The sequence below is a fragment of the Candidatus Nomurabacteria bacterium genome, from assembly GCA_023898465.1.
Taxonomy (GTDB): domain Bacteria; phylum Patescibacteriota; class Patescibacteriia; order HK-STAS-PATE-3; family HK-STAS-PATE-3; genus HK-STAS-PATE-3.
Genome location: CP060223.1, coordinates 1,039,196 through 1,064,235 on the forward strand (window position 1 = coordinate 1,039,196; position 25,040 = coordinate 1,064,235).

Annotated in this window: 22 protein-coding genes, 3 tRNA genes and 2 rRNA genes; 12 read left to right on the forward strand and 15 right to left on the reverse strand. The window is 47.8% G+C overall.

The features are described 5' to 3' along the window. Window positions 1–507 precede the first annotated feature (507 nt). The 6 genes from H6760_05175 (at window position 508) to trpS (ending at window position 8,067) form a co-directional block, all read left to right on the forward strand. Window positions 508–3,595: ribosomal RNA gene (locus H6760_05175) — 23S ribosomal RNA — on the forward strand. 248 nt (window positions 3,596–3,843) lie between these two features. Beyond that, window positions 3,844–3,959: ribosomal RNA gene (gene rrf / locus H6760_05180) — 5S ribosomal RNA — on the forward strand. A gap of 109 nt (window positions 3,960–4,068) precedes the next feature. Beyond that, window positions 4,069–4,794: a hypothetical protein gene (locus tag H6760_05185; protein USN53516.1), complete on the forward strand. Its 726-nt coding sequence runs from the start codon at window positions 4,069–4,071 to the stop codon at window positions 4,792–4,794. 110 nt (window positions 4,795–4,904) lie between these two features. Continuing rightward, entirely contained in the window at window positions 4,905–5,225 is a 321-nt protein-coding gene (locus H6760_05190; protein ID USN53517.1) for a hypothetical protein, read from the forward strand. A 102-nt stretch (window positions 5,226–5,327) separates the two neighbouring features. Then, on the forward strand, window positions 5,328–7,076 hold the full coding sequence (locus H6760_05195; protein ID USN53518.1) for a ribonuclease J: 1,749 nt from the start codon (window positions 5,328–5,330) through the stop codon (window positions 7,074–7,076). A gap of 1 nt (window position 7,077) precedes the next feature. Further along, window positions 7,078–8,067 carry a tryptophan--tRNA ligase gene (trpS, locus tag H6760_05200; protein USN53519.1) on the forward strand — a complete coding sequence of 330 codons (990 nt, stop codon included), beginning with the start codon at window positions 7,078–7,080 and terminating at the stop codon, window positions 8,065–8,067. On the opposite strand, the gene H6760_05205 is transcribed toward trpS, so the two are convergent. The 5 genes from H6760_05205 to H6760_05225 all read right to left on the reverse strand — a co-directional run bounded on the left by H6760_05205 (window position 8,059) and on the right by H6760_05225 (window position 11,680). Next, window positions 8,059–8,844 (reverse strand): glutamate racemase, encoded by a 786-nt coding sequence (locus H6760_05205; GenBank protein ID USN53520.1) that lies wholly within the window; start codon window positions 8,842–8,844, stop codon window positions 8,059–8,061. The two genes, trpS and H6760_05205, sit on opposite strands and share 9 nt — an antisense overlap. A 3-nt stretch (window positions 8,845–8,847) precedes the next feature. After that, window positions 8,848–10,272 carry a phosphomannomutase/phosphoglucomutase gene (locus tag H6760_05210; protein USN53521.1) on the reverse strand — a complete coding sequence of 475 codons (1,425 nt, stop codon included), beginning with the start codon at window positions 10,270–10,272 and terminating at the stop codon, window positions 8,848–8,850. Between the two features lie 131 nt (window positions 10,273–10,403). Beyond that, window positions 10,404–10,700: a hypothetical protein gene (locus H6760_05215; protein ID USN53522.1), complete on the reverse strand. Its 297-nt coding sequence runs from the start codon at window positions 10,698–10,700 to the stop codon at window positions 10,404–10,406. Window positions 10,701–11,192: 492 nt separating this feature from the next. Continuing rightward, window positions 11,193–11,263, reverse strand: a tRNA-Gly gene (locus H6760_05220). Between the two features lie 66 nt (window positions 11,264–11,329). Beyond that, the gene (locus H6760_05225) at window positions 11,330–11,680 is read right to left on the reverse strand and encodes a methylated-DNA--[protein]-cysteine S-methyltransferase (GenBank protein ID USN53523.1); all 351 of its coding nucleotides are present in this window, start codon (window positions 11,678–11,680) and stop codon (window positions 11,330–11,332) included. 119 nt (window positions 11,681–11,799) lie between these two features. On the opposite strand from H6760_05225, the gene H6760_05230 reads away from it, so the two are divergent. Further along, window positions 11,800–13,941 (forward strand): hypothetical protein, encoded by a 2,142-nt coding sequence (locus H6760_05230; protein USN53524.1) that lies wholly within the window; start codon window positions 11,800–11,802, stop codon window positions 13,939–13,941. 3 nt (window positions 13,942–13,944) lie between these two features. Here H6760_05230 and H6760_05235 read toward each other — a convergent pair whose 3' ends face one another. Further along, a complete protein-coding gene (locus tag H6760_05235) occupies window positions 13,945–14,373 on the reverse strand; it encodes a hypothetical protein (GenBank protein USN53525.1) in 429 nt (142 codons plus the stop codon). A gap of 130 nt (window positions 14,374–14,503) precedes the next feature. Here H6760_05235 and H6760_05240 point away from each other — a divergent pair. From H6760_05240 to H6760_05255, 4 genes are all read left to right on the forward strand, one after another. Next, window positions 14,504–14,578, forward strand: a tRNA-Cys gene (locus H6760_05240). A 15-nt stretch (window positions 14,579–14,593) separates the two neighbouring features. Beyond that, a tRNA-Gly gene (locus H6760_05245) sits at window positions 14,594–14,670 on the forward strand. A gap of 248 nt (window positions 14,671–14,918) precedes the next feature. Continuing rightward, entirely contained in the window at window positions 14,919–15,950 is a 1,032-nt protein-coding gene (locus H6760_05250; protein USN53526.1) for a hypothetical protein, read from the forward strand. An 11-nt stretch (window positions 15,951–15,961) separates the two neighbouring features. After that, the gene (locus tag H6760_05255; protein USN53527.1) at window positions 15,962–18,016 is read left to right on the forward strand and encodes a hypothetical protein; all 2,055 of its coding nucleotides are present in this window, start codon (window positions 15,962–15,964) and stop codon (window positions 18,014–18,016) included. 5 nt (window positions 18,017–18,021) lie between these two features. On the opposite strand, the gene H6760_05260 is transcribed toward H6760_05255, so the two are convergent. From H6760_05260 to tig, 9 genes are all read right to left on the reverse strand, one after another. Then, entirely contained in the window at window positions 18,022–18,714 is a 693-nt protein-coding gene (locus H6760_05260) for a M24 family metallopeptidase (protein ID USN53528.1), read from the reverse strand. After that, window positions 18,711–19,106, reverse strand: a complete 396-nt coding sequence (locus tag H6760_05265) for a riboflavin kinase (protein USN53529.1) — start codon at window positions 19,104–19,106, stop codon at window positions 18,711–18,713. The genes H6760_05260 and H6760_05265 overlap by 4 nt, the downstream gene beginning before the upstream one ends. After that, a complete protein-coding gene (locus tag H6760_05270) occupies window positions 19,093–19,461 on the reverse strand; it encodes a YraN family protein (GenBank protein ID USN53530.1) in 369 nt (122 codons plus the stop codon). The genes H6760_05265 and H6760_05270 overlap by 14 nt, the downstream gene beginning before the upstream one ends. 3 nt (window positions 19,462–19,464) lie before the next feature. Continuing rightward, on the reverse strand, window positions 19,465–20,037 hold the full coding sequence (locus H6760_05275) for a class I SAM-dependent methyltransferase (protein ID USN53531.1): 573 nt from the start codon (window positions 20,035–20,037) through the stop codon (window positions 19,465–19,467). Between the two features lie 58 nt (window positions 20,038–20,095). After that, window positions 20,096–20,704, reverse strand: coding sequence for a ribonuclease HII (locus H6760_05280; GenBank protein ID USN53532.1), 609 nt, complete (start codon window positions 20,702–20,704; stop codon window positions 20,096–20,098). Then, a complete protein-coding gene (locus tag H6760_05285) occupies window positions 20,697–21,098 on the reverse strand; it encodes a CoA-binding protein (GenBank protein ID USN53533.1) in 402 nt (133 codons plus the stop codon). Before H6760_05285 ends, H6760_05280 begins: the two co-directional genes overlap by 8 nt. 159 nt (window positions 21,099–21,257) lie before the next feature. Continuing rightward, window positions 21,258–22,532, reverse strand: a complete 1,275-nt coding sequence (locus H6760_05290) for a Glu/Leu/Phe/Val dehydrogenase (GenBank protein ID USN53534.1) — start codon at window positions 22,530–22,532, stop codon at window positions 21,258–21,260. A gap of 23 nt (window positions 22,533–22,555) precedes the next feature. Further along, on the reverse strand, window positions 22,556–22,882 hold the full coding sequence (gene trxA / locus H6760_05295; GenBank protein ID USN53535.1) for a thioredoxin: 327 nt from the start codon (window positions 22,880–22,882) through the stop codon (window positions 22,556–22,558). 136 nt (window positions 22,883–23,018) lie between these two features. Then, the gene (tig, locus tag H6760_05300) at window positions 23,019–24,326 is read right to left on the reverse strand and encodes a trigger factor (GenBank protein USN53536.1); all 1,308 of its coding nucleotides are present in this window, start codon (window positions 24,324–24,326) and stop codon (window positions 23,019–23,021) included. 228 nt (window positions 24,327–24,554) lie between these two features. Between tig and H6760_05305 the strand changes: the two genes are divergently transcribed. Beyond that, complete coding sequence (locus H6760_05305) at window positions 24,555–24,977, forward strand: hypothetical protein (GenBank protein ID USN53537.1); 423 nt, start codon at window positions 24,555–24,557, stop codon at window positions 24,975–24,977. Window positions 24,978–25,040: the final 63 nt, after the last annotated feature.

Below are 25,040 nucleotides of genomic sequence, written 5' to 3' on the forward strand. Positions count from 1 at the left end.
CCCTTTCACAACTGGAATATCGAGATATAAAGCTGGTCGACAGCACGCTGTCCATCAACTTTGTACCTTGAATTGTCGAGAGGGAGTTAGCCAGCTGGCTATATGGGACGTGGTCCCTGACGCTTGAGCTGACCCGGTCTAATGCTGACCCCTTTCGCTGTTGCGCCAGACTATCGGATTTCGGCAGTGGATCCATCCCCGGGAAAAACTCTGAAAACCTCTCTAGTCCGGCGTAACTCTTCGACTGCACTGCAACACCCCTCCTTATGTTGGCTGGTAGTTCCAAATCCCATCCTTCCTAAAGACGTGTTGCAGTGCAGTCCCTTTTTCTCCCTTGAACTGATGCGGGAATGACTCGATCTCGATTGTGTCGTTCCCGTGTCTGCTCAAGGCATGAACCTTGAAAACTGAATGATGATGCGGATAACCCAAATATCTACACATGTTAGTTAGTAAGTTAGTTTAGTTAGTGTTTCGTAACGGAAGAATTCTTAATTCTAACGTTACGGTGAAGCACCATAAGAGCGTATGGGGGATGCCTAGACATAATATGGCTATGAAGGACGTCGGAGCCTGCGAAAAGCCTCGGGGAGGTGGCAACCAACCTTTGATCCGGGGATGTCCGAATGGGAAAACCCTCTTGAGTTCATGCTCAAGAATTGTGCACTGAATACATAGGTGTACAAAGCGAACTCGGCGAATTGAAACATCTTAGTAGCCGAAGGAAAAGAAAAGAAGAAGCCTTTATGAAAATTCTGGCGCCCACTCCTCGGAGTGGTCCAGAGCTTTCGTAGAGGTGCATTCCCGGAGTAGCGGCGAGCGAAACGGGAACAGCCCAAACCAGTAGTGCTGCTTCGAGCAATCGAAGCACGGGCCCTAAGCCTTTATGCACCATTGGGGTTGTGAGTGGTTACGTCCAAAGCTTAGGGCTTTGGGAGCGAAGTAGCAGTTGTGACACTCTCCCCGGCTATGGGGAGAGATTCATGACTCATTGCTAGGTGAAGCTGCTGGAACGCAGCGCCAAAGACGGTGACAGCCCGGTAATCGAAAGCGGTGTTAAAGCTTTGCTGGTAATTTTCTCAAGTACCACGGGACTCGTGAAATCCTGTGGGAATCCGGGACGACTATTGTCCCAAGGCTAAATACATATTGTGCTCGATAGTGTACCAGTACCGTGAGGGAAAGGTGAAAAGCACCCCGGTGAGGGGAATGAAATAGTATCTGAAACCATACGCTTACAAGCAGTCGGAGCTCTGATTTATCAGGGTGACGGCGTGCCTATTGAAGAATGACCCAACGAGTTTGTTTAAAGAGTCGGTTAAGCCCGTGAGGGCAGAGCCACAGTGAAAGCGAGCGTGCAAGCGCGCCCTAATGATTCTTTGGACAAGACCCGAAGCCAAGTGAGCTACCCATGGCCAGGATGAAGGTAGGGTAAAACCTACTGGAGGTCCGAACCCACTTGTCGTGCAACGCAAGGGGATGAGCTGTGGGTAGGGGAGAAATTCCAATCGAACTTGGCGATAGCTGGTTCTCCTCGAAATAGCTTTAGGGCTAGCCTCGCATGCATCGGAACGGCGGTAGAGCACTGAATGGGTGCGGATGGCGCGAGCCTACTTCACCCAACCAAACTCCGAATGCCGTTGCGTCGCCATGCGGGAGTCAGACCGTGGGGGCTAAGCTCCACCGGCCAAAAGGGAAACAGCCCAGATCTCAATCTAAGGTCCCAAAGTCTCTGCTAAGTGCAAAGGAAGTGTGATAACTGAGACAACTAGGAGGTTGGCTTAGAAGCAGCCATCCTTTAAAGATAGCGTAACAGCTCACTAGTCAAGTCGTTTCGCGCCGATAATGTACGGGACTAAGTAGAGCACCGAAGATGAGGACTCTACCCATTAGGGTAGAGTGGTAGAGGAGCGTTCCTGCAGCGATGAAGTCGTTTCGTAAGAAACGGTGGAGTGGCAGGAAGTGAGAATGTTGGGATAAGTAGCAAAAAGGCGGGTGAGAACCCCGCCCACCGAAAATCCAAGGTTTCCTGGGCAACGCAAATCGACCCAGGGTGAGTCGGGCCTAAGGCGAGGCCGAAAGGCGTAGTCGATGGACAGCAGGTCAAGATTCCTGCACCACTGTAGGATAGGCGATTGCCGACGCATCACAAAGATTCGTGCGTATTCTGGTTACATGCGTGCCTTACCGTCTTCGGATGGTTGGGTAGAGAGGATCCCGCAAGGGTGAGCCAATACGAATTAGAGTGGTGTCAAGAAAAAGCAATCTACGTTTCCTACGGTGCCCGTACCGTAAACCGACACAGGTGGATGGCTCCGGAAAGGAGTAAGGTGTACGAGAGAACCCTCGTTTAGGAACTCGGCAAAAAAGCGGCCGTAACTTCGGTATATGGCCTGCCCGCCGCAAGGCGGGCCGCAGCGAAAGACATCAAGCGACTGTTTACCAAAAACATAGGTCCCTGCGAAACCGAAAGGTGATGTATAGGGGCTGATGCCTGGCCAGTGTCAGAACGTTAAGGGGAGGTGTGCAAGCACTGATCCGAAGCGCTGATGAACGCCGGCGGTAACTATAACCGTCCTAAGGTAGCGAAATTCCTTGTCGGGTAAGTTCCGACCTGCACGAATGGCATAACGATTTGATGACTGTCTCAACGAGGGACTCGGCGAAATTACAAGACCTGTGAAGATGCGGGTTACCCGTGGTTAGACGAAAAGACCCCGTGAAGCTTTACTACAACTTGGCATTGCACTAGGGTTACTAGTGTTTAGCATACGTGGGAGACGTTGAAGTACCGACGCTAGTCGGTATGGAGTCGCCAGTGAAATACCACGCTCTGATAGCCTTAGCGCTCACCAGCGGCCGTGAATCCGGCTGCAGGGACAGTGTCTGGTGGGTAGTTTAACTGGGGCGGTTGCCTCCTAAAATGTAACGGAGGCGTCTACAAAGGTTGGCTAAGCTCGGATGGAAATCGAGCATGTCGTGTAAAGGCACAAGCCAGCTTTACTGCAAGGAGTACATTCCGCGCAGTTGCGAAAGCAGAGCTTAGTGATCCGACCGTATCTGGTATTCGCCCAATCCCGTTATCCGCGGGATGAGGTGAATACCCTCGTAATAGGACGGCGGAAGCTCATCGGATAAAAGTTACTCCGGGGATAACAGGCTGATCACTTCCAAGCGTCCACAGCGACGAAGTGGTTTGGCACCTCGATGTCGGCTCATCGCATCCTGGGGGTGGAGAAGCTCCCAAGGGTTTGGCTGTTCGCCAATTAAAGCGGTACGCGAGCTGGGTTCAGAACGTCGTGAGACAGTTCGGTCTCCTATCTACCACGGGCGTGAGAAATTTGAGAGGGCCCTTCCCTAGTACGAGAGGACCGGGAAGGACGAACCTCTGGTGTGCGAGTTGTTCTACCAAGAGCATTGCTCGGTAGCCAAGTTCGGGCGGGATAAACGCTGAAAGCATCTAAGCGTGAAACCTTCCTCAAGATTAGATTTCTGTATGAGCCCCCTGGGAGATGACCAGGTTGATAGGCGGCAGGTGGAAGTCCAGCAATGGATTGAGCCGAGCCGTACTAATCGGGCCAGAGGCTTCACCGTAACATTAGAGTTTGGAATAACGAATGCAACAAACATTGACATTCGAGTTATTCCGCGTCATCATTCTTTGCAGCTATGGAAAGACTTAAGCAATTTCGTGTCAGTCTGAGTCTGATTATCCTCGGATTGGTAGTAACGGCCTTTGTTGGAATCGTTTTAGCCGTCTCGCCAGCCACGTTAATTGGTCCACAATAGTCCTATTCATGAGGGGCCGGTGGGTAGTAATTCGTCCTAGGCGGATTACTAGCCTCCGGTGCTTCAAGCGATGAGGTCACACCCGATCCCATTCCGAACTCGGTCGTTAAGCTCATCAGCGCTGATGATACTACGGGGCATACCGTTGGGAAAGTAAGCCAGTGCCGGTTTATCAAGAAACTCTTGGAGAAATTCAGGAGTTTTTTGTTTTTTTGCCCGTGTGCTAGGCTGTAAATAAGGATGTCGGGGATAGTTCTTTGGAAAAGGAGGACAGGACGCATGCGACCTATCATGTTTGTTATCTGGCTGCTGGTAGTCAGCAGTATTGGGCTTGGGATCGCCCAAGCCAACCCTCGCACGGATCGGCAGGACCTCCTGATCGAGGATCAGGTAGCTCCTCACTTTGAGTTGAGGGAGGCACTGGGTAACGATGGCTACAACACCATCTTCGATGGCCAAGTCATCGAGGCTGACCAGCTGACTCAGCTCATTGCGGTTGTCGATACGATGAGCGCCAACGACGTCGAGTACGTGGAGTTTGTCTGGCGACCCATCGGCGAGACCAACTGGAACCTGATCGATGCAGATCTGCATATCAAGGACGGTGTCACTTGGGAACTCGGATCCTGGCAACCGGTGGATCTAGGCTATCCTATCATCGAGCTGGCTCCAGTCGGAGTTGACTACGTTGGAAATGTGGATTGGAATCCGGAGACGCTGATCATCAGAACCTCGGCTTCAGCTCCATCGGCACCAGTGCGGCTGCGAGTCTACCGTGCTGGAGATGCTGGATATCAATTCCAGCTCATGTCACAGGGCGTACCTTCGGAGATTCAGATCTTCAATGTCGCCGGGCGTCGAGTCGCCCTACTGCCTGTACCGAGCAATGCGGAGCGCGTTACTTGGTCAGGTCGTAGCATGAGCGGCGAGCAGGTCGCCAACGGCGTTTACTTCGCCCGAGTAGCTGACAGCGATCAGCAAGCTCGAGTCGTGGTTCTGCGCTAGTCAGTCTTCAAAAGCCCCATCTGGAAACAGGTGGGGCTTCTTCTTGACACATTTTTCCATGCCTGACAAAGTATGTCTGGTCGTTCTTTTTTGAGTAGTGGAGGTGAACGATGGACCGGCCTGAGTATACCTTTCAGAATGGAGATGCGGTGTTCCGATTCACGGGGCATCTTGGTCGAGGCGGCGAGCACAATGGCGGATGTCATTGCGGACAGGGAATGAGCGATCAGGCACACTATGTCCTGGCCACCCAGATTGACCCCGCCGGATCAGCCAGTGATCGGAATAACTGGCAGGTGGTTGCGGAGTTCTGTGATCCCTGGCGTGACTGTATGGCAGCCGAGCGTGGCAGCCGAGGTGATCGTACCTCAGCAGAACAGTGGGAGAAACCCGAACGAATTCAGGAGGCCTTGGAGCAGCTCCAGTCCTAGGATACATAAACGCCGTCGAGCCTGTCTCCGCGGCGTTTTCATAGCTCGCTACCCTATTCAGTAAAGGCGTTTTTTGGTATACTCATACCACGCAGAAACGGTATGACACCAACAACGCAAAGGAAAGCAAATACAGGACAACATCGACGACGTCGACGATCCCGCAATCAAACAGCACCGGGACAGTCTTCTCCAAAGCTACGCCTGATACCCCTGGGTGGCATGGAAGAAGTTGGGCGAAATTCGATGATTTTAGAGTATGGGAAAGATATTCTCATTATTGATTTGGGCTTGCAGTTTCCTGAGGAGGATATGCCGGGCGTGGATTATAGTATCCCAAATATTTCCTACCTCAAGGGCAAGGAAAAAAATGTACGAGGAATTCTCATCACGCATGGTCATTATGACCACATTGGAGGCGTGCCACATTTAGTGCATAAGTTAGGTAACCCAACCATTTACGGATCAGACCTTACTCTGGCGTTAATAAAGAAGAAGCAGGAAGATATCAACCCGCAGCACAAGCTGCGTTTAGTAACGGTAAAGAAAGATACGAAGTTAAAAATTGGCCCTTTCCGTATTGAGTTTGTAGGCCTGTCTCATAATATCCCTGCTAGCTTTGGTATTATCATACATACCCCCCTCGGCCCAGTGATGCACACGGGTGATTTTAAGATTGACCATAAGGGTGGCTATCGCAACGAGACTGATATTCAAAAAATCGAGCGTTTGAAAAAAATGCGGATGTTGGCGCTCATGTGTGATTCAACCAATGCCCCACATCAAGGCCATCAACTTTCTGAGAGTGAAATTACTCAGAACCTAGAAGAAATGTTTAAGCGAGCAAAAGGACGCATAATTTTTGCTACTTTTGCATCTTTGCTTACTCGCATTCAGCAGATTGTGTGGCTGGCCGAGAAGCACAATCGTAAAGTGCAGGTTGAAGGCTTCAGCATGCGTACTAATATTGAGATTGCGAAACAGCTAGGCTATCTCAAGTCAAAAAAAAACACTTTTGTGAAAGATAAGGAAGCAGCGAAATTGCCCGACAGTCGCCGTGTGATTCTTTCCACCGGCGCGCAAGGTGAAGAGCGGGCAGTGTTGATGCGTATGGCAAACGGCGAACATAAGTATTTGAAAATCCAAAAAGGCGACCTAGTCGTATTTTCATCTTCCGTGGTGCCGGGGAATGAGCGGGCAGTGCAGCGCTTAAAGGATGGACTCTTCCGCGAAGGTGCAGATGTATATGACAACCAGATGCTCGATATTCACGCTGGCGGTCATGCCAAAAGCGAGGATCTTCGCTGGTTCATCCGCACGATTCGACCGCAGTACTTTATTCCTATTGAAGGCAATCACTCTTTCCTACGCATGAACGCACGCTACGCTATGGAGGAGGGCATGGCCGAGGATCACGTCTTAGTCGCTGATAACGGTCAGGTGATTGAATTTACGAAGCAAGGTGGCAAGTTGACCAAGGAATATGTCCCAACCGATCATGTTTTTGTGGATGGCTTAGGCGTGGGCGATGTTTCTCATGTGGTGCTCCGTGATCGTAAGCATTTATCAGCCGACGGCATGGTGTTGATTGTAGCGACTGTCGATGGTCGGACTGGTCGGCCCCTTGGGAAGCCCGACATTATTACGCGAGGTTTTATTTTCCCACAAAGCAATCAACAGTTGTTGAATGAAATTCGTAAGACGGTGCAGGGTGAGCTCAAAGACACCGAGCCAAAGACTCAGGCAAATGAAGCTGATTTGCGCAATAAAATTCGTAAGGCATTAGAAAAGCTCATCTTCAAGCGCATTGAGCGCACGCCAATGATTTTGCCAGTAATCATAGTGACCTAGTATGGCAAAAACCACCCCTCGAGTTTTTTCAGGCATTCAGCCTTCCGGTACTCTTCACCTTGGTAATTACCTGGGTGCGTTAAAACAATGGGTGCCGCTGCAAGAGACCCATGACTGTATTTTTAGCATTGTTGATCTGCACGCGATTACCGTTCCCTACGAGCCTAAAGATTTGCAGCAGCGTATCCTTGATGTCGCGCTAGATTATTTAGCAGCAGGTTTAGATCCAAAAAAGGCGACCTTATTTGTCCAATCGCATGTGCCTGAGCACGCTGAGTTGGCTTGGTCATTAAATACGATTACCCCTCTAGGGGAGCTTGAAAGAATGACGCAGTATAAAGAGAAGTCCTATCAGCACGCATCAACGAGTGCGGGTATTTTAACCTATCCCGTGCTCATGGCCGCAGATATTCTTCTTTATGGCACGCAGATTGTGCCAGTTGGTGAAGATCAGCAGCAGCATGTAGAGCTCACCCGTATTATCGCACGGAAGTTTAATAGTCGCTTTGGTCAAACCTTCATCGAAGCAAAAACGCAATTAACTGAGGCAAAGCGTGTTATGTCGCTGGCTGATCCCTTAAAGAAAATGTCCAAATCGCTCGGGCCGAAGCATTATATTGCACTGACTGATGATGAAAAAACGATTCGCGAAAAAGTTGCCAAAGCAGTGACGGCCAGCGGTGGGCAGACTACAGGTGAGATGGATCCTGGGGTGAAAAATTTACTCGTGCTTTTGAAGGAGTTTGGCACCTCAGCTCAGGTGAAGAAGTACGAAGCAGCCTATGCTGACGGTAGTATTCGTTATAGCGACCTGAAGCACGATTTAGCTGATGCTTTGGTAAAAGGTTTAGCACCGTTCCAAGAGCGCCGGGCCAAGCTGGCCAAAGATCCCAAAAAGGTTTGGAAGATCTTGCACGATGGTGCGAAAAAAGCTCGACCGATTGCTCAGCAGACAATGCAAGACGTGAAGCAGGTAATGGGTTTAGCTTAGATTTACTTTTTCGAAGCGGACCGGATGGCCCAGCCAGCGAGCAGCCATGTCATTTGCGTGCGGGGTGACATCAGTCAGCGTGAAAACCGCTTCACCGTTTTTTGCTAATTGCGCGTCCAAATCAGGATGCTCCTGCAGGTAATGCTTAATAGTAGCAGCTGTCTCTTCTGCTGGGTCAATAATAGCAACTCGCTTGCCAGCTTTCTGATGAATGATGTTCTTCAGCAAGGGGTAATGGGTGCAGGCGAGAATGAGGGTATCGATTTGCTGTCGCTTCAAAGGATAGAGATAGCTGCGTAGGACCATTTTTGTGGCTGGTTTATCCAACCAGTTTTCCTCCACTAACGGCACCAAGAGAGGACAAGCTTGCCCAAACACCTCAATCTTTTTTGCATTGGTTAACTCGCGCTCATAAATACCCGAGTTGATAGTTGCTCGCGTGCCAATCACTCCGACACGGCCCTTGCTTACATCATGGGCGTGTTTTACTGCTGGACCAATAACGTCAAAGATTGGAATCTCGGGATATTTTTCACGCAGGGCAGGGAGCGCAACACTCGAAGCTGAGTTGCAGGCAACTACCAGGATTTTCGCACCGTGCTTTACTAATTCCTCCGCGTCATCCAAGGCATACTGAATAATCGCCTCAGGGCTTTTGTTGCCATAGGGCATCCGGGCCGTATCGCCCAGATAACGAAAAGCATAACCAGGTAAGACCTTTTGCAATTCTTTAACGACAGTTAAGCCCCCGATGCCTGAGTCAAAAATGCCGATCATATATTATTCCAGCGCTTCTAAGTTTACATTAATCTTTGCCTTCCAGTCGATTTCTAGGAAGGTGTGCAATTTATCAGAGAGATATTTTCGCAGCTCGTCGTAACGTCCTTGGGCTGTTGCCTCGTATTTTACCGTGAGGTAGGGACCGTTTTGCGAATAACGCACCACAAACATCGCATCTGGTAATTCTAAACGCACGCCATCACCAGCTCGCTCGTCATCAATTACGTCCGCATCAGGGTAATCCTTTTTCAACTCAGCGCTAATTCTTTGGACCACATCAACTTTTTTTGTATCGTCGCAGTAGAGTTTAATTTCCGGACTGGAGATAAACTTTGGTAGTTGCTCAAGTGCTTGTGAAAGGGTTTGGCCGCTTCGTGAGAGATAGTGCAGTAGGCGCATGGTGGAGTAGAGGCCATCATCGTGGTTGTAAAAGTCAGCCGAAAAAAAGAAGTGGCCGGAAAGCTCTCCAATAAAAGCAGCTTTTACTTCCTGGTTTTTCTTTTTAAGGAATGAATGGCCGGTTCGCCACATGAATGGCTCGCCGCCGTGCTTTGTAATAGTTTCCGGCACGACTTTTGAGCAGAGGGTGTTAAACATTATTTTGGCGCCTGGATGATCCTCTAATACCTCAACCGCAAAAAGGGCAACCAGCACGTCGTTCCAAATAATGGTGCCTTTTTCATCCACTACGCCAATACGGTCTCCATCTGGATCATAGGTGAAGCCAATGTCAGCCTTAGCTTCTAATACCGCCTTACGAAGGTCTTCTGCTACATCATTTTCCGTTGGGTCGCAGGTCATAGGGAAGCTCGGATCGACCTCAGTTCGATATTCAATAACTTCGCAACCAGCCTGCCGGAGGAGCTCTGGAGCAATTGCGCCTGAGGTGGCATGACGAGCATTCACGACCACGCGGAATTTCTTTTCAAGCGGCAAACGCTTAATGAGATCGGCATAATAAGCGGGTCGAATATCTTGCTGACGTATCTGACCTGCTTCCTCCCCTTGCTCATAATCCTCTTCTTCAACCATGCGCTGAATTTCCTGCATACCTTCAGTGACCAGTGTTTCAGAAAGGCCAATTGCGAATTTAAATCCGTTGTATTCAGCCGGGTTATGAGAAGCGGATACCATAGCGCCGCCCGGGCGATTAAGATAGTGCTGCGCCCAATAAAAAGTGCCAACTAAGTTCATGCCAATATCGACCACATCGATTCCTGCCCAGCTGTATCCTTTCATGAGCGCTTCACTATAGGCAGGACTGGATGCTCGAAAGTCGCGCGCCACCACTGCTTGGGTGATGCCATGTCGCTTCATATAGGTACCATGCGCCCGACCAAGATGTTCAGCGATTTCCGGGTTTAATTCTTTATCAACAAGGCCGCGGAGATCATAGGCACGGAACATCGTTGGGGTGATTTTCATAGCGTGAATATTAGGATGAAAAGCTGGATAAGACTGCTTATCTGCTGCCTTTATCCTACGCTTTTTTTAGGCTTTTTTCAATAGGAAAAGGCGCATCCGGAATGTTCCAGATGCGCCCTGATGTCCCCCAGCTACCGACTGGCAGCGACGCCCTTCCAGCGGCCGTTGAAGTGGGTTTTGATGCCCCGCTTCTCGAGCCAGGTGGCGTTTGCAGCCGTGTCGGTGGTGACCGACGTGGCGTCCGCCCGGAGATGAGTAGCAAGTCGATGCATATCCCCGACTACCTGACCGTCCGAGAAGACAGTCATCTCTTCGTCACCTTCAGGTCCGACCATGTAGTTGAGTCGACGACCATCATGCAAGGAGAGAGTGAGCGGAACGCGCTTGGGCTTACGAGCCCGTGTCGGTTTCCCAGTCTTTGCCGTCATACTTGAGCCCTTCTTTCGAAGTGTGAATCTTCCTATGTCCCATCCATGGGACGCGAACGAAACGTAGAGCAGGCTCTACTAAAGGAATTTCAGTGTCATTCGACCTCCACAGCTAGCTCCCAATTCCCCCAGTTTCCTCGGATGAACACTCCTTCGATTGAAGGATGAAAAAGGCGAGGTGAGTCTCTACATGTTCACTCGGACACAGATAGCAGAGTGTGCTGACGGGTGAGGGCTCAAGCTAACCCAGTCAGTCACAATGCTACCGTGCCGTTTCCTTAGAACAGTCTACAGAGAGACTCACCTCAGATCGGTAGTTTGAGATTGCGAAAGAGCAATCGAACTGTACGCACAAAAATAGCCCCTATTTGGGCTTTTGTCAAGACTATAGCGATAGTAAAAAATTTCCTGGAGCGGGTAGCTCCCGCAATTCAGCGGGATAAAGTCCATCGAACCCGCACTGTATGTAAGTATTTCTCCTTACGTCCTCTGAGCGGGTGAGGGGAATCGAACCCCTGGCATCAGCTTGGAAAGCTGAGGTATTACCACTATACGACACCCGCTCAGAAGAAATAAGACTTAGTAGAGCCTTTAGAGCAGAATTACCCTAGCAGCTTTTTTCTACCGTTTCAAGTCTTAGGCGGCTGCCAAAGATATTTTTTTAGATCCACGGTATACACGCCATTTTTGATCTCTACTTGCACACCCTCTTTTTCCAAGAGTCGTTTCTGTGTGACCTGGGTATGAGTTTCGCAAGTCGTACTTATTTCTCCTCGGCTATTAATTACTCGATGCCAGGGCAGAGCTTGATTATCCAGTTGATGAAGTGCCCAGCCAACCACGCGGGCTGCTCGGGGTGTACTGATGAGTGCGGCAAGTTGCCCATAGGTAGAAACTCGCCCATAGGGGATTTGTTCCATTAGCACATAGACAGCTTGGAAGAAATTTTTATTTTGCACTTTCTTTTTTTGTCTCACCATAGGCCTACTCTAGAGCGCTTCTCTCCTATCGTCAATTGCTTGGGACCAAAGCATTACTATGGTATAATAATGCTTGAAGTATTTTCTTATTTCTAGTTATTTTTTAGGGGACACGGGGGATGGATCAACACAATTTTTCTTCGGCAGGGAATACGTCGGGTACACCACAACCCCTGGATGACTTTTCTGTACCATCGCATGCGCCGGTAGCTCCAACGCAGCCTTCATATACCCCTCGAGTCGCTTTTACACCACCATCCACCCAAGTGCAGACTCCAACTGACAAGCAAATGCCAAACTTAAATGCACAACAAATGCCGCCAGTGATTCCGCCAAGTACTCCTGAGCCGCTTCATCAATCTCCAGCATATACCGGGCAGGGTCGGACGCCTCGTCGCAGTTCGTCAGCCCCTAAAATTCTCCTGGGGGTTTTATTTGGATTACTCTTGGTCGGAGGTACGGCCTGGGCTTCAATGACTGGTTATCTCCCTTTTGAAATTCCCTTCCTACCAAATAACAGTTCAGCAAAGCTGCTAGGTGAGGCATTTAGCAAGTTGAACAATGCGACTGAAGGACAAACAAAAATAGAAATCAGCGCAAAAGTAGAAACAAAAGGAGTTGATGTTCCTACACCACCAGAAGCTTTACATTCTACAAATACTAATAGTGAAAGCACGGTTCGTACTCTTCTTGCAGATTTTTCTGACGGTTCAGCAATGAATATTTCCATTGATGGATTTACAGTTAAGTCAGACAAAAGCGATTTATTGAATTCCGAAGGTCATATTACTGCTAACCCGGTAATCAATGGTCAAAGCTGGCCTACGGTCGTTAATCTGAAACTTGTAGATGGGGTTTATTATATCAACATTGAGAAGCTACCAGAGATACCATTCTTTCCTAGCGATACAACAGCAATCGTTGGTAAGTGGATTAAAATTGACTTGGCAGAAATTGCCGGCTTGGCTGCAGGAGAAGATTTGCCAGTTAATATCCAAAAAACTCCGTCGGCAGATCAAGAAGAGCAATTGATGCTCATTGTGCAGTCAGCTTATGAGGATGGCGTGTTCACTGTTGATGAGTCAGTCGAGAGTGAGAATATAAATGGAATCTCCACAAAGCGATTCAGCGTGCATTTTCAGGCAGCGGCTATTCCGGCTTGGTATAACAATATTACTCAGGATTTGATTGAGCGTTATCCCAGTACGGCACTCTTACCTTATGATGCGAGTTTCTACAAAGAATTAATAGATGCAGATAACCAAGCTGCGATGCAGTACCTCTTTGACCTTTCAGAAGTAAATTTTTGGGTCCAGCCAACAAGTAAAGAAATAGTACAGTACAGTCTTGCTACTCGAATTCCTTTTTCTTCGCAGCTTGACGGCCAGTATGATAAACAACTTACTCTTTCATTTACTCAAACCTTGACTGATCTCGATCCCGGTCAAAGCGTGACTGCGCCAACCGAAACGATGAGCGCCGAAGAAGCGCAGTTGGCACTCCTAGGAAGTGTTGAGAATGGCTTCAGTACAGACCCTGTTTCTGCCGAGATACAAAATCAATTTGTGAAGCTAGTAAACGTCTGGGGAGCGCTTGATGAATATTACGCTCAGAACGAGACCTACCCACTTGTCTTAAGTGATTTACTCACTGACTACCTTACCGAGGAAGATATACTCGATGTATTTACTGCTGCAGAATTTCCTTATAGCAGTGACGGGACTACCTATTCTTTAACATATCAAATGCTGAATGTATCAGTTTCTGTGAGGGATTATGTGGAGGGCGAAAACACTATGACACCAGACCTGCTTTCAGTTGAGGCGCAGACAGTGCAAACGAGCGCAAACGCGAATACAAATACCAGCACAGCAAACACGAATAACAATGTTCTGGATGATGACGTGGTAGTAAATCTAGATTCAGATAAGGATGGCTTGCCGGATTCACGAGAAAAGATTTATAAGACCGATCCCTATGATGCTGATACGGACGATGATGGGTATTTAGATGGCGCAGAAGTTTCTAGCGGTTACGATCCACTTGGTCCAGGCTTGCTGGAAGACTCGATTATTTACAATTACAATACCAATACTTCTTCAAGTAATGGTCTAGCAGATTCCGATAGCGATGGACTAACTGATGATGAAGAAGCGCAATACGGCACTGATCCGAATAACCCTGACACTGATGGTGACGGATATGCTGACGGCGAGGAAGTGCAGAACGGCTACAATCCCAACGGGTCCGGGACACTTTAATCTTTAGCGAACTCCCAGCTCTTTACGCATCAGCGCTTCGATTTTGCTAATGGTTTGACTCAGTTGCTCATCAAGCTGCGCGGCCTCTTCTTCACTAGTCTCATCCTTATTCATCCGTTCCTCAACTTCATCGACTTCATCCATATACGCATGGATTGCTTCTTGGAGTTGTCGACCACCGAGGAGGAGAGACTCGCTGAAAAAAGAGTTCATTCGCATGCGTCGTTCGAGCCGGCCTAAGCCTCGCATATCGTCCTCACTAAAGAAGTTGTTAATTCGGCCGATCACGTCTTTGTAGGCCCTGCGTCTAGCTTCAAAAAGCATCACCTGACTGTTTCGTGATTTATCAAGGAAGTGTTTGATAAGAATACCCAGGAAGGCGCCTAGGCCGAGGGTAGAGGCGAGTTGGGCGATGTCAGTGAGGAGTTCCATAGGCGCAGTATAGCACCATATTTCGCTTTTCCAAGAGGCTTGATTTTCGGATAAGTCTTTGCTACACTCATTGACGCTAACCTCGTCTTGGCGTTGTTTTAAAGAAGGTATTGTTAGGCAAAGCGCTCAGGGCGTGGTAGCCAAGTGGTAAGGCAGGGGTCTGCAAAACCCCTATTCGCGGGTTCGATTCCCGCCCACGCCTCCAGAAGTAAATTTACATGCGGGTGTAGTTCAGTTGGCTAGAACGTCTCCTTGCCAAGGAGAAGGTCGGCGGTTCGAATCCGCTCACCCGCTCCACGGGCCATCACTTACTGCGGGCTCCGTGAAGACAAATACATTGTCCTCACTGCGCCCTTCGCAAGGATGTCCCTTTACGCCTCAGACTTAACCCTGCGGGCCCAAGTCTTCGGCGTTTGAGCAGAGAAAGAGCTTAATTTCATATCCTGTTGGCGGACCACTTCGACCCCTTGTGCATTGAAGAAACCTTTTTGTTTTTTTGATGTGCGTTTGTTATAGTAAAAAAGTCTCAATTAATATCAATGTAAATGCATAATCAACGTGGTTTCTCGCTCATCCCTGCGCTCTTTGTACTGATTGCAGTTGGTTTAGGTATTAGCGTGGGATATGCCCTGTGGGCTAATTATCAAAATAGCAAAACAACCAATAGTGTGAAAGTAAATAACGTAGCCTGTACCGAGGAGGTCAAACTCTGCCCCGACGGCTCCTACGTTGGTCGCACTGGGCCGGATTGTGAATTTGCGGAGTGTTCAGCAGCGAACACAAACATTAACAGTAGTGATGATTCCTCAGAAGATGAGTATCTTCAAATTACTGAATGGGGTGTTGAACTACCTATTACTGAAGGAGTTGAGTATACTTATGTAGCAGATTCAGGCCGCGCTTCTTTTTCAACAATTGGACTTGAGGACCATGATTACTGCGGGTCAAGTGATGATGGTATTGGAATAATTTCTCGATACACCTCGCCTATTCCCGAAGGCCCTCTTAGGTTTCAGGACCCGATCCAAATTAATGATTGGTATTATTACTATACCAGGCCGCAATCAGCTTGTTCGCCTAATGCCACAATAGTTGAAATGCAAACCTTGGCCAGCACAGCACTTGAAGAGAGTTTTGCAGGATTACGTGAGAGTGTAGATGAATGGCAGACATATACGAATGCGGAGCTTGGAATAGAATTTGAAATTAGGGCTACCGATAATACTTATTATTATAGTCAATCCGATGCCCACTATATTGATCTTTATCCTACTGGCGAGGATGATCACTACGCTTATGTTAGAATTGGTTCAATCGCAGACCAGGACGCAATAGTTAATGATGAAGTTGTATCAATTAACGGCCACGAACCGGTTTCTGAAGGTGTGCTAAGTGGACAACCAGCGAATATCTTTTTATTTAGGCCAGCATGCGATGATGGTCCAGGCTGTGGGCCGTACAATATGGGATACGCATTAGTTCATAACGATACTATGTTTAGCCTTTGGTTTGTTGGTGATGACCAGTTAAATGACGTAGAGAGGCACATCCTTTCTACATTTGAATTTACTGAATAAATAGCACAAATATGATAAATAAAGGCATCACTTGGCTTCCCATCCTCTTCATCTTCGCCGCACTTGGTGTTGGTTCATTTATCGTGTACATTGGCTGGCAAGTTGCAACGCAGACGCAGGAAGTAGCTAATGTAAATAATGACGTGGCCTGCACTTTAGAGGCCAAACTCTGCCCCGATGGTTCCTACGTAGGTCGCACCGGACTGAATTGTGAGTTTGCGGAGTGTTCTGAGGAGGTAACTTGCGGTACTATCGCCGGTCTAGAGTGTCCAAGCGGATATAAATGTGAATATGATAATCCAGAAATTGCTGACGCTGCCGGGACGTGTGTTTTAGATACAGAAACCAGCACTGAAGAAGATTATTCCAATTGGTCTCGATCAATGAATTGGCGGGAATATAGCTATCGTTATACTACAAAAGAATTTATACATACTACACAGGATGCTGGAGAAGAGATAATTACAACTCCATTTAATGCGTCTGAATACACCGGGACAGTTACCTGGAATGGTGCGCTTTTCTGGAGAACAGGTCCGAGTGCAACAACCTATATTCCTGATATCTCAAGCGACTTTGAATATGAGGCAGGCGTAGATCCAGATTTTTGGTTTTATGACTATGCGTCTGAACAGTTTATCCATCTTCCAAAAGTTGACTACCTAGATGGTACGGAACTATTTGAAAGTACGGTACAAGTTTTTCCATCTCTCAATGAACCTAAACTACTTCTTGAAGTAGGAAAATTTGATATACAAAGTGAAGAGTTTATTCCCGGTTTCAGCAGTCCCATGCCGGTATCAACACGGGGCTTGGTGTATAACTTTGCTAAGAATACTTTTGAAGACGCAGTCGATCCAATTGATAGCTTTAATCAAGTAATGAAGAGCAAGGGAACGGCATATACCAGCATTGTATGGAATAGTGAGAAAGAAATTATTATTGCAGCTCCAGGCGGCGAGGGTTGTGGTAACTACAGTTACGTGAATCTTATTGATTATCAATCACTGAGTAAGGAAGTGGTAGGTGGAGAAGCTAGTTATAACTATAGTGAAACTCCATGTAATCCAAAGAGTGGAATGAGTCCAGATGGAAAGTGGTTTGTGCTCTATGGAAGCACCACGGATGATACTTTTGTAGTACGACTCTATGCAAGCGATGGAACGACTTCACCAGTAGCCACATTAATAGGTGACGTGTTGCCGCAATACAGCTCTTTGTCCGAGTGGGATGTGAGTAGAGAATATCCAGTACTTACTTTTAATGAGGGAAGTACAGCGAATTTTATTACCGCTGAATTTAAAGCAGTAATTCAAGAGGACAATGAAGGAGAAGTTCAAAAAAATTCCTATACTGATCAAATATTTGGTTTTACATTTAAATATCCAATTCGTTATCACGTAAATAGGGCGGCAAATAATAATGAAGATTTGGTTCTTCAAGTTTTCGAAAGCAGCGATGCTGATAATTCAGTATTTTCGCTGTATCATTCCGATGATACTGAAAAATATGAAGGAGAATATCGCTCCGATGGATTTGAAAACTTCGTATTAGTAAGCAATGATGCCCAAATAGGAGACGAAATAATCGAGTCATTTAATTTCGTCGACACATGGCGTACTTACCAAAATGAAACGTATAGCTATACTATTCGCTATCCCCAAACATATAGCATCGGAGGACCACCAGCTGATATGCCTCATGACGATTGGAAATCGATTAGGAGGAATGATATATCAGAACAATATAATGTCGAGGTCAGAATTTTTGATCGTGATGAGTTTGTTGATGATAATATTTTTAATTGGGTAGTAAATGGTTTTCCTGGCGATGTCCCGGCGGAAGGCTATAACCCAGAAGGATATTTAAACAAGCGAACAGTTGATATTGATGGTAAAAAATTTACAGTATTTGATTATAGTTATGATGGCGTTGAGTTTTTTCAATACTTCTTTTATTGGGAAGAGCAAAAAAGAGTTATTCAGTTGTTTGATTCTCATCCGGTTGGAAGTGTTAGTAAAATAAATCAAGCGATTATCCAGTCACTCGACTTTACGGGTTTTTAGAGTAACTATATAAGTACGTTTGAATTGAGGTCTTTCGGTATCCCCGCGCTCAAGTCCCGCGCACCAGTCGCAGTAATTTCATACATATCCTCGATACGGATGCCGATCTTGTCTTTGATATAAATGCCAGGCTCGATAGTCACCACGTCCCCAACGGCCAGTAAGCGATTTCCGCGACGCGAAGGAGTGAGATACGGCGGCTCGTGAATTGCTCGGCCGACGCCATGGCCCGTGGAGTGAATAAAGAATTTGCCAAAACCGGCTTTGGCAATCACTCCACGACATATATCATCAATATCCCGGGCAGGTATACCTGGACGAAGTTTTTGGGCGGCACGCTCCTGTGCGCGAAGGACTAAGGTGTAGAGTGCTTTCTGTTCTGCGCTTGGCTTGCCCAGGAAGACAGTGCGGGTGATATCAGTTTTCCAGCTTTCGTAGGTAACGCCAAAATCTATTTTAATACTATCACCAGCTTGGAGCACGCGACCATTTGGAACATGATGAGGCTCCGCTGCCTGTTCACTGGCTGCGACAATAAATGGAAAAGCACGCCGGTCAAGTCCTTCGCTCAGAAGCAGACGGCGTAATAATCGGCTCACTTGGCGCTCGCTTAATCCAAGCTTTACTTGTTGTAAAAACAAGGGCCAAACTTTTGCAGTCTTTTTTATCGCAGTTTCTTGAGCAAGTATTTTAATCATTTTAGCTTAAGTTGATGGCGGGCAGTGCGGAGGTCCTTCGCGATTTGCTTTTGCAGTGCCTCAACCGTGGTATAGGGAATAAGGGCTCGAATCCAATCAACCAGGTGTACTTCCACGCGAGTGCCAGCGCGTACTTTCACCGTACCAAGGATGTGGACCTCCACCTTGCCGTGTTTCCGCTTCTTTCGTTGATAGGGCACACCGATGATCAGGGTGGCAGGGTAGCGCTTACCGTGGAGGCTAGCCCAACAGGACCAGAGGCCCCTTTTAGGCAAGGTGCCTTGTAGTGTGCGTCGGTCAAGATTAAGAGTGGGGTAGCCAGTTGTTGTCGTAGCAATACCTTCACCTCGCATAGTGCGGCCAGAGAAGTGCTGAGCGTTATGTTTCAACATCGAGGCTTAAGTGAGGATAATGTTGAAGTGCGTTATTGATGGGATTAACCGCAACTAAATCACATTGATAAAGCATTTTTTGATATTGAGGGTGCGTATTGCGATAGTCTTCGATCGCTGCTGCTAAGCGTTGTTGCTTAGATTGGCTCATGGATTGTAGCACGTCACCAAATGCGCTTGTTTTCCGAGCTCGTACTTCAATAAAAATAAGCGTATCGTTCTTTCGTGCAATAATATCAATTTCCCCAAAGCGACAGGTGTAGTGCTGGTCGAGGATTTCGTAGTGCTGTTGTTGCAGCCATTGTGCCACAAAATCCTCCGCAAGTTTTCCACGCTGTTGGGTTGGGGATGGCATGTGTTAGCTGCTTGGTGCTCGACCGACTTTCTCTATAACCATTCCGTAGTGATAGAGTCCGGCATCAAAAAATTCAAGCTCTCGGGCACCTAGCTTTTCAAGATAGGAACGGATTTGATCGGCCGGGACCAGCTCTTTCTCTGTTGGTCCAATAGTTGCTCGGCCAGTATTCCACTCAATCACTAAGGCCCGACCTCCACCCTTCAGAGTACGAAAAACTTCCTTGAGTACTGCTTCAGGGTGAGAGCTTTGATAGAGAGCGTTGGCCACAATGCCAAAATCAACCGAGCCATCGTGGATCGCCTTCGCGGCTCCGAAGCGTTCTAGGTTAGACCAAACCGGGATGACATTCGTGTAGCCAGCCAGACGAACACGAGCCATAAGGGCTGAGAGCGAGGACTTTAAAATATCCACTGCATAGACCTTACCTTGATTCCCGGCAATTTTCGCAGCCTCCATAGTGAAGGGTCCTGTTCCGCCGCAGCCAAAATCAGCCACAGCCATACCAAACTCGAGTCCAGTGCTGCGAAGGATAAGTCCAGGTTTAAGTATTCCGGCTTCGGAACTCTGATCCATGAGAGAAATACTAGTAACAAGCTGTATTAGTATACCACAAAGTTCCCTCTAGCAGTACTTAGGACTCGATATGAATGAAGCTTTTTCGATGAAATGGCGCGACACCGTGCTTTTGTATGGCATCGATATGTGCTGCGGTGCCATATCCTTTATGTTGGGCAAATCCATATACTGGCCATTTTTTGTCAGCCTGGCACAGGAGGTTGTCGCGATATACTTTGGCAATTATCGAAGCCGCAGCAATACTAAACACCTTGGCATCACCGTCGATAATTGCTTGATAGGGAATATCTACCTGCTGCACAGGGAAGGCGTCAGAAAGAATGTAATCAGGCTGCAGGCTTAAGCCTTGTAAGGCGAGGACAAAGGCTTGGCGGTTAGCATAGGCAATTCCTCGTTGATCAATGGCCCTATGACTCACCACCCCAACACTCCAGGCCTTTGCCTGGCTGGTAATCTCCTCATAGCGTTCCGCTCTGGCTTTTGGGCTGAGCACTTTTGAATCGTGAATTCCCTCAATATGTGTCCCGGGATGAAATATTACAGCCCCAGCCACAATCGGGCCGGCCAGTGCTCCCCGGCCTGCTTCATCTAGTCCAACAATGGCTTGGTAACCTTGCTGCCAAAGCTTTTGCTCATGATCGCTTCGGAGGTATTGTCTAGCCATGGATGCCTAGAGTACGACGAGCTACCATAATGCAGGAACCATCAGCTACTCCGTCAAGATGCAGTTGCGTTATTTTTTGACGAATGCGTTCATCCTCAGCTCCGGGTTGGAACCAGACTTTGTCGATACCGAGCTCCTCTATCTCATCAAGTACCCGAAGTCCATCATCAGCCTTAATAACAAAAACTACTACGTCAATCTTCCCTGGTATTTCCCGAAGTGAGGAGTAAATAGAGATGCCTTCTACTTCGCCTGCCTGAGGGTGTATGCCAAAAACCCGCAGACCAGCACTCTGGAGATCGAGTAAAACTTTGTGTCCGTACTTTTCCGGATTATATACTGAGCCTATGACTGCGTAGCGGAAATTTTTTTGCAGAAATCGAGAGAGATCCATGTCAATAGAGTAGCACCGTACGCAAGAAGCGCTCAACTGGTAAGCGCTTCAGTGCAGAACACGACAAGCATGAAGTGTTGATGACAGTGTAGTAAATTTTTAGTGCCCCGTCAAGCAAGTTTTTACTTTTTCCCGCTTCACCGACTATCTTTCTAGCACTTAAGCGCCTTTGGCTTGGATTGCTTTTGCTACGCGCTCTACTGCAACCACATATGCACCAGTGCGTAGGTCTGTGGTATGTTTCTCTGCTGCATTCCACATTGAAGCAAAGGCCTCACGCATCTTATTATCAAGTTTTTGTAGCACTTCCTTGTCAGACCAGAGTACTCCCTGACGATTTTGCACCCATTCGAGATGGGATCCAGCCACTCCACCTGCATTGGCTAGGAAGTCGGGGATAACCGGTATCTTGCGCTTGAAAAAGTACTCATCAGCCTCGGGGGTAAGTGGCCCATTAGCCATTTCGAGTATTGCTTTGGCCTTCACCTTACGCATATTTTCCTTGGTGATAGCATTTTCTAACGCTGCAGGGACGAGGAGGTCAACTGGAAGCTGGAGAAGTTTTTCATTTGTAATTGCAGTGTAATTTTCGCAGTCGCAAACTGAACCTACGCAGTAGCATCCGTGGATCATGCCGCGTTCTTTTTTCGATTTCATTACATTGCGAGGGTCCATTGACTTTCCGTTCTTCGCAAGAATACCACCCTGAGAGTCTGATAAGGCGATAACCTTGAACCCAGCATCATGAAGCATTTCTGCAATGAAATAGCCGACGTTGCCGAAGCCTTGCACGGCTACGGTTGTTTTGGCTGGTTTTAACTTCATTTTTTTCACCAGCTCCTCTACAACGATAAGGCCTCCTCGGGCAGTAGAGTATTCTCGGACTGGTATACCACCTAACTCAACCGGCTTGCCAGTAAAGGTGGCTGGCTGCCAGGAGCCTACCATGCGGCTATATTCATCTACCATCCATCCCATAATCATGGGGTTGGTACTGACGTCAGGCGCTGGGACGTCAATATCCGGTCCAATATTGCGATACATTTCACGCACCCATCCTCGGCTCAATCGTTCAAGCTCACCTTTTGATAGTTTTTTAGGATCAACAATCACGCCACCTTTACCACCGCCAAAAGGGATGTCTACAATGGCGCACTTCCAGGTCATCCAAGCAGCAAGCGCTTTTACCTCATGGAGGTTTGTCTTTGGATGATAGCGAATACCACCCTTAAATGGTCCACGAGCATCATTATATTGCACGCGATAGCCAGTAAAGACTTGTCGTGATCCGTCATCCATAAGTACCGGAATGGTGAATTCATGAATGTGACGAGGTTTTTTAAGTTCAGCAACAATGTGTGGAGCTAGCTGAAGCAAGCCTAGTGCTTTTTCGAGTTGCGATAAGGCGGACTGGAATGGATTAGCAGTAGCCATAAATGTAGTATGAAGTTGTGTGTCTAACTAAGGGCGCTTTGCAGCTCTTCAGCCAGCTTTTCCTTACTTTGGACACCTACACCCTGCCAGACAATCTGGCCATTCTTGTAGAGTGCAACAGTAGGAATACTGAGTACATTGTACTTTTGCGCAGACATAGGGTTTTCATCAACCTCTAGTTTGCCAACCTTTACTTTGCCTTCAAACTCCTTGGCAATTTCCTCAATGATTGGACCTTGGATTCGGCATGGGCCACACCATGGTGCCCAGAAGTCAACTAAAACTGGCATAGAGCTCTCTTGCTCTACTTCAGTTGCAAAATTTGCGTCGCTAAATGTGTGTTCGGCCATACGTGTATTCTGTTAAGTATCTCGTGCTGGGTAAGTGTAACTGAAGCCACCGAGCTTGTCCAGCTATGCCAAGATAATCTAAGCAACATGGCGACAAGTAGTAATTACGCCGTACTCGATGATTGCTTCTTGCTGGCTATTTTCCCTGCTCGCCCTCGGATTTGTCACTTGCTCGCTCTTTCAATAGGGCGAAGACCTTCTGGTTGCGGAGGTGGTTTTTGAGAGAGTCCTTATATTCAGGAGTAGCGAGCTCTTGCTTCAAGATTCCTTGAGCCGAAGCTTGCTGGACGTGTTCTTCCAGCTCTTTTTGTAACTCCTCATCACTTATAGCGAGGTTTTCAACATCAGCGATGTGGCGCAGCAGGAGGGCGCTCTTAATGCGCTTCTCAGCTTGTGGGGCCATTTCTTTTCGCAGCTCTTCTTCACTCTGCTTAATATGTTGCAGGTAGTCTTCCCATTTGAGGCCGCGTCCTTCAATATCAGTTTTCATTTCGCGGATGATGCGATTGAGTTCTACGCCTCGGAGGATTTCAGGAATGGGGTCAAAGCTTGCTTTTTCAATCAGCTCTTCCATAAGTGCCACTTCAAATTCGTGCTCAATCTCACGCTTTTTTTCTTCGTGGAGATTTTCTTCAATCTTCTTTTTCACATCATCCATGTGAGCAAAGGCCCCAAGGGATTTTGCAAACTCATCATTCAATTCAGGTAATTCAATTTGGAAGACCTGGTTTACCTTTGCTTGCACTTCAACGGTTTTTCCGGCAAAGCGTTTTTCTGAACTGTCTTTAGGGAAGGTGAGCGTAAATTCTTTTTCCTCATTTGCTTTCATGCCCACCAAATTGTCTTCAAAACCTGGGATTAAGGTTGACTCACCAAGCTTCACTGGGAAGTTTTGCGATTGGCCATTATCAACCGGTACCTTATCCATAAAAATCTTGTAGTTGATAACGACGCGGTCACCCTTGGCAGCTGGTCGATCTACTGCACTTTCCTTTGCGCGCATTTCACGGAGACGCTCAATCGTTTTTTCAACCTCTTCTGGTTTTACTTCGAGCTTTTCTGGCCGTGCTTTCAAAGTTCCGTACTCCACCTTTGTTACCTTTGGCAAGAGTCCGACTTTGGCGGTATAGATGACATCATTATCTGGAGCGAGCTTCTCAATATTTACTTCAGGTGGTCCAACAGTAATAAGCTTGTGTTCATTGACCGCTTGAGTGAAGGTTTCTTGCACGATTTCCTCAGCCGCTTCTTCTAAAATAGCCCCATCACCGAGGCGCTGACGTAAAACAGCATACGGTGCCTTGCCTACGCGAAAACCCTCAACTTTTACTTTTTGAGAAATGCGTTGGCTAGCTTTTTCGAGATAAGGTGGGAGGGCGAGGGCAGGAACAGTGACCTGGAGAGTTACGGTACCTTCCTCGTTGGAGACGATTTTGCTTTGCATAATAGACGAAAATAACAAAAATTTGACTGCTTGAGCGGGGCTATAGTATCATGCTTCTTGCCCTTTTACAAGTGGCTAGTATCACGAAGTAGCACGAGTTCGGTGGAACGTTTGAGTGCTCGCCAACCACCCGTTTTAGGCGGGAACGGTGGTTACCACAGCTCTGTCATCTCAAGACAGGGAACGATGCGCGCGTGTTGTTTCCCTGGCTTGTCCAGGGATTTTTGTTTGGCCCATGACGCGTGCAAACGCATGGAGGTAGTGGAGATGGCTATTCCATGTCCGCAGCGAGATGCGATTGAGTCTGCTCTTCATCAAGCAGGGTGGACTGGCGAGGAAGCGGCTGAGTTCGTTGTGCAGTCGGAGATCAGAACCGAAAGTGGCCCAGCATTCTTCCTTGGGGTGAGTGAAGGAACCGGAATGCGCGGTCGCTGGCGTGAAACCAATGTGGCTGTCTACGAGCTGAAGAAAGGGGCGCGCAAGACGGACCCGCTCAAAGGACAGCGGCATTGGATTGGCCGGAAGGTACATGCACCGGTCTTGATTCTGCATGGTGAGTCCAATGCCTGTCAGGCACTTCTGCTGACTCCTCCCGAGGAAGGTGTGACCTTCACCACCGCCTCGGAAGCTGACTACGCTGCTATCGCCTGATCTGAGATGATCACACAGCAGCCTTGTTCTACGGAATGAGGCTGCTTTTCTTTAAACCCCTCC